2 protein-coding genes are annotated in these 1,253 nt (G+C 28.7%); one reads left to right on the top strand and one right to left on the bottom strand.

Annotated features, from left to right (window positions below):
* The first annotated feature begins 37 nt into the window (after window positions 1-37).
* On the top strand, window positions 38-757 hold the full coding sequence (locus ACTG3S_RS08765; protein WP_439128978.1) for a hypothetical protein: 720 nt from the start codon (window positions 38-40) through the stop codon (window positions 755-757).
* 299 nt (window positions 758-1,056) lie between these two features.
* On the opposite strand, the gene ACTG3S_RS08760 is transcribed toward ACTG3S_RS08765, so the two are convergent.
* A partial coding sequence (locus ACTG3S_RS08760) for an EamA family transporter (RefSeq protein ID WP_439128977.1) occupies window positions 1,057-1,253 on the bottom strand: 197 nt, incomplete at its 5' end.

Raw genomic sequence — 1,253 nt, 5'->3', positions numbered from 1 at the left:
GTTAAAAAATCAATTAAAATTGTAAAAACTAAATAGTATGAGAGCTAAACAATATAAAATTAAATATCTAGTACTTTCTACAATAGTAGCTTGTACTCTAGTACTATCTTGTACTAAAAGCGAAGACAATTCATTTACTGGAACACCAGAAGTTAGTCTTTTAATGTCTCCAGAAAACAACCAAGCTTGTGAAATAGGAGAAGTAATAGACAATAGAGCTACAGTAACATTTAATTGGCAAGCTGCTGGTGAAACAGAACTATATGATTTAACAATTACCAATTTAGAAACGCAAGCAATAAATCCAAACTTTAATATAGACGGAACTACTGCAGAAGTTTTATTAGATAGAGGTTACCCTTATTCTTGGAAAATAACAACTAAAAATACTGGAAATGTAGTTACAGAATCAGAAACTTGGAAATTTTATGTTTCAGGTGATGGAGAATCGAACTTTGTTCCATTTCCTGTACAATTAGTAAGTCCTAAATCTGGTTTTACAGTAACACCAGACAGTGGAAATGTTACACTAGAATGGGAAGAAAGTTCAGATCCTGATGGAGAACCTATTAGTTATACTGTTTTTATTGATAAAATAGATGGTAAACAAGACCCCTTAGAAGAATGGAAAGACTTAACAACAAATAGTATAACTGTACCTGTTGATACAGATAGTGTTTATTATTGGCGAGTAGAAACATCTGATGGTAATAATACAGCCTCAAGTAGTACTTACACTTTTAAGACTGAAAATTAAATTTTTTTTTATTTGAATTTAAAACCACTTTGTAACTTTTTGCAAGGTGGTTTTTTTTTAAAAAAACCATCAATTTATACAACTTCTTTAGCTAAAGAAACTATTAATCTTTTTTTAAATAGAGCAGGTTCAAGAATTAAATAATTTGTTCGATTGTGAAACAAAAGTTAACTAAAAAGTAGTCAAAAAGCGCAAGCACAAAGCCATGATGCATAAGTAACTGAGTTTTAATAATATTGATTACTAAAAAAACCCAACTTGAAAAAGTTGGGTTTTTTTTTACATGAATATTGGTTTTATCAACTAGTTTTTCTCTTTAAATAAATGTTGTAAATTAAGCCAACAAATATTAGAAAGATACCTAGTAAGGTCCAAATATTATAAATATCTCCAAACCAAAAAACACCAATAATTAAAGTAAAAATTACTTCTAAATACTTTAAAGGTGCTATTACAGAGGTTTCATCAGATTGAAAAGCTTTGGTCATATATAACT

The organism is Polaribacter sp., from assembly GCF_965656025.1.
Lineage (GTDB): Bacteria > Bacteroidota > Bacteroidia > Flavobacteriales > Flavobacteriaceae > Polaribacter.
This window is presented reverse-complemented; position numbering and strand designations above follow the sequence as displayed.

Excerpts from the sequence above, each read along its gene's own strand:
- ACTG3S_RS08765 (WP_439128978.1), top strand. The coding sequence starts at position 38 with ATGAGAGCTAAACAATATAAAATTAAATATCTAGTACTTTCTACAATA.